The organism is Micromonospora sp. MH33, from assembly GCF_003013775.1.
Lineage (GTDB): Bacteria > Actinomycetota > Actinomycetes > Mycobacteriales > Micromonosporaceae > Micromonospora > Micromonospora fulviviridis.
Genome location: NZ_MUYZ01000469.1, coordinates 1 through 3,394, shown reverse-complemented (window position 1 = coordinate 3,394; position 3,394 = coordinate 1). Strand labels below are relative to the sequence as shown.

Below are 3,394 nucleotides of genomic sequence, written 5' to 3'. Positions count from 1 at the left end.
CCGTCCGGTTCCAGGCCGTCCTGACCATCACCATCATCTGCGAGTGGCTCTGACCCGCTTATGAAACACGCCTTAGCCGACGCACGTTCTCCGGCCGCGCCAGCCAGCCGACCAGCGCAACGATCAACTCGTCCTTCCCGCGGCCCGTCACGGGGATGCCGTACAACTTCGCCAGCCTGCGCAGCTCGTTCAAGTTCCGGGCGACGAGCAGCTCGGCGGCGCCAGCTCCGAGGTCCAGCGGGTGCGGCCACAACGGGCTCAGGTGTGCCGCCGCGAAACCGTCGGCGTACGGCCAGATCAGGGCAAGCTCGGTGAGACGGCGCAGCGCCACGGCCAGGTCCACGTCGCCCTCCGGTACGCCCAACAGCGTCGCCAGCCGCGCGGTGGTGCACCCGTCACCCAGCGACCCGGCAGCCTCGCCCACCTGAAGCTGCGGCAGGGTAAGCAACGCACAGGCAGCCGCCATCGACGACGGGTGGAGCAGCCGTACGGCGAGCTGCTCGGCGGTTTTGGGCGCAGGCTCGACGGTCGCATCGCGGCGGCTCGCGACCAGACTGGTGAGCTGCTCCTGGGTCAGGGTACGGAGATGATCGGCGAGTGACTGCACCGTGCCAACCTAGACGCCCTTCCCCGGTGGGAGACGACAGGTACGCCATGCGGAGGACCACGCCATGCGGTGTGGATCATCAGCGCAATCCGGCTTGTGGCGCGTGCGGCTGTCTTGACGCCCTCCGTTTGGGTATCCGTTTCGGCTGGACTCAATGTGGCAGAACCGAACCGCATTCCGCAGCTCATGGGCCAGTCGTAACGGTTTCACCGATAGCCAGACGGGTCGTCAGACGGGACTGGCTGGTAGGTGCAGCAGGAAGATCGATTGCAGGGTTATCCGGAGTCGAACACGTCGTCGAGGACGAGTCTCGCCCGGCCCGGCACCTCCTCCTCGGGGAAGACCTCCGCGCAGAGGTTGAGGACCTGCGTGGTGGTGGTCAGCCCGAGGTGCTTGACCAGGAAGCGGATGTCGTCGGCGTCCCGGCGACGCGCGGCGAGCACCTTCATGGCCAGGAGATGTTCCGGGGACGCCGCTGCCACTCGTAGGCCCGGATGGTCAAAGACGCGAGGGGCAGCCAAATCACCACCGGGAGCCACGTAGGCGCTCGCTTGCTCGTTGAGCCACCAGTGCGGCAGGCCGAGCTCATCGGCGACCGCGCGAGCTTCGTCGAGTACGACGCCATGTGGCTGGAACACCGCGTCGATGTCCCGGGTCGCCCGTCGCGCGTCGTAGGCCAGAGCCATGGCCGCTCCACCGAAGATGTAGAGGTCAGCGACCACACCTCGCCGGTGTAACCGGTCCCCGAGCCTGCGGAAGGCGTCCTCGATCCCGGCACGGTCCAACAGCGGATCACCAGTGCTCACGCGACATTCAACTCCTGCGCTGACACGTACACACCACGACGCCGGAACGCCGCCGGGGCGTGGACCACCGCATCGACCCGAGCGGCCCGGGTGTTGAACGGGAACCAGAACCGACGCAGCGACCGTGTCTCGACCCACGAGGGTGCCCCGCGCCCGTCCTTGGCCGCCAGGTGCTCCGCCAACGCCGCCAGGAATACGTCCCAGTGTTCGTCGCCGGTGGCGGATGGCTCCTCGTTCAACAGGGCGGCACGTTTTTCCGGTGGCTCCCAGCGGTACTCCTCGAGGAACTCCGCCACCAGCCGCCACCGTCGCGTCTCGTCGGCTCCGACGAGCAGTGCGCCCAGCCGCGCCACCGTCAGCGGCTCATAACTTGCACCATGACTCTGCACACCCCTGATGCTAGTGCCGTGACCACAAACGTTCGCCGGGTCGGTTGCCGGAGAGTTTTGTCGTACTGGTGGTGTTGGGTTGGGGTTGTGCCTCGTCGTCGGGATCCTGCCGCGCCGCGGGTGGTGCATCGCACCGCGCGGGTGGCGTTGCGGGTGACGTCGGGGCAGCGGCGGCGGTGTTTTGGGTTGCTGCGTTCGGCCGGTGACGTGTGGGCGTGTGTGTTGGAGGTCAACGGGTGGCGACGTCGCCGCCGGGATGCGCCGCTGGCGGGGTATCAGGAGTTGTGTCGGGAGCTGTCCGTGTCGGGGCCGGGCACGTTCGGGGAGTTGGATTCGACGGGTGCCCGGTCGGTGTTGCGCCGATTCTCCGATGCCTGGTTCGCGGCGGCGAAACGCCGCAAGGATAGTGACGTGTCGGCGGGGTTCCCGCGGCGTCGCCGCGGGTTGATGCCGGTGCGCTGGTATCACGGCACGTTCACCCTCGACGGGCATCGGGTTCGGGTCCCCTGCGCCAAGGGTGCGCCGCCGCTGTGGGTGCGGCTGGCGCGGGAGTTGCCGTATCCGGTCGAGCAGGTCCGGTCAATCACGCTGCTGTGTGAGGGCGGCCGGCTGTTCCTCGACGTGACCGCTGAAGTGCCGGTGGCGACCTACCCGTCGGGTGAGGGACCGGACCCGGCCAGGGTGGCGGGGGTGGACCTGGGATCATCCACCCGTACGCGGTGGCCGGCCCGGACGGACAGGCGCTGTTGGTGTCGGGGCGGGCGATCCGCGCCGAACACCGCATGCACCTGGCCGACACCAAGGCCCGCTGCCGTGCGGTCGCCCGACGGGCCCCGAAGCCCGGTCAGAAGGGGTCACGGCGGTGGCGTCAGTACCGGCGTCGGGCGCGGCGGGTCGAGGGCCGGCACCGGCGCCGGGTGCGTCAGGCCCAGCACGAGGCCGCCCACACGGTGGTGTCCTGGGCGGTCCGCGAGCGGGTCGGTGTGCTGCACGTGGGTGACCCGCGTGGGGTGCTCGACCTGGACGCGGGGCGGCGGCACAACCTGCGGCTGCGGCAGTGGCAGATCGGCCGGCTCCTGCAGGTCCTCACCGACAAGGCCGTCCTGGCCGGCATCACCGTCCACCTCGTCAACGAACGCGGCACCTCCTCGACCTGCCCGGCCTGCCGGCGGCGGGTACCGAAACCCCGCGGCCGAACCCTGACCTGCCCACACTGCCACTTCACCGGGCACCGCGACCTCGTCGCGGCCGCCACCATCGCCACCCGCACCCCGGGCGGCGGAACCACCACCCCCACACCCGTTCGGGTGCCCGGGGTGGTCACGCACCGTCGAGCCGGACGGCACCTCCCCGGTGCCGGCCAGTCCCGACGTGACCCCCGCCGCCCCCGGGCGGCGCGAGGATCAGTTGGCCCGCGGAGGCCCGCCCCACCACCCGTGGCGGGGAGTCGCTCGCCCAAAAGGCGAGGATCCACAACCACCACCGGACACCCGGTGAACGTTAGTGGACACCGCACTAGTAGTGCTTTGTTAGGTTGTTGTGGCGTGTCGCTTGTATGATCGTCGTGGTGGTGTTTGGCTGCGGTGCGTGGA

4 protein-coding genes are annotated in these 3,394 nt (G+C 69.6%); all 4 read right to left on the bottom strand.

Going from position 1 to position 3,394, the window contains the following annotated elements:
* Positions 1–58: 58 nt before the first annotated feature.
* Entirely contained in the window at positions 59–607 is a 549-nt protein-coding gene (locus B0E53_RS34515; RefSeq protein WP_107079728.1) for a hypothetical protein, read from the bottom strand.
* 275 nt (positions 608–882) lie between these two features.
* Positions 883–1,413 (bottom strand): DUF6036 family nucleotidyltransferase, encoded by a 531-nt coding sequence (locus tag B0E53_RS34510; RefSeq protein ID WP_107079727.1) that lies wholly within the window; start codon positions 1,411–1,413, stop codon positions 883–885.
* On the bottom strand, positions 1,410–1,709 hold the full coding sequence (locus B0E53_RS34505) for a hypothetical protein (RefSeq protein ID WP_146167903.1): 300 nt from the start codon (positions 1,707–1,709) through the stop codon (positions 1,410–1,412). The genes B0E53_RS34510 and B0E53_RS34505 overlap by 4 nt, the downstream gene beginning before the upstream one ends.
* 947 nt (positions 1,710–2,656) lie before the next feature.
* The gene (locus tag B0E53_RS39915) at positions 2,657–3,034 is read right to left on the bottom strand and encodes a hypothetical protein (protein WP_246835748.1); all 378 of its coding nucleotides are present in this window, start codon (positions 3,032–3,034) and stop codon (positions 2,657–2,659) included.
* Between the last annotated feature and the right edge of the window lie 360 nt (positions 3,035–3,394).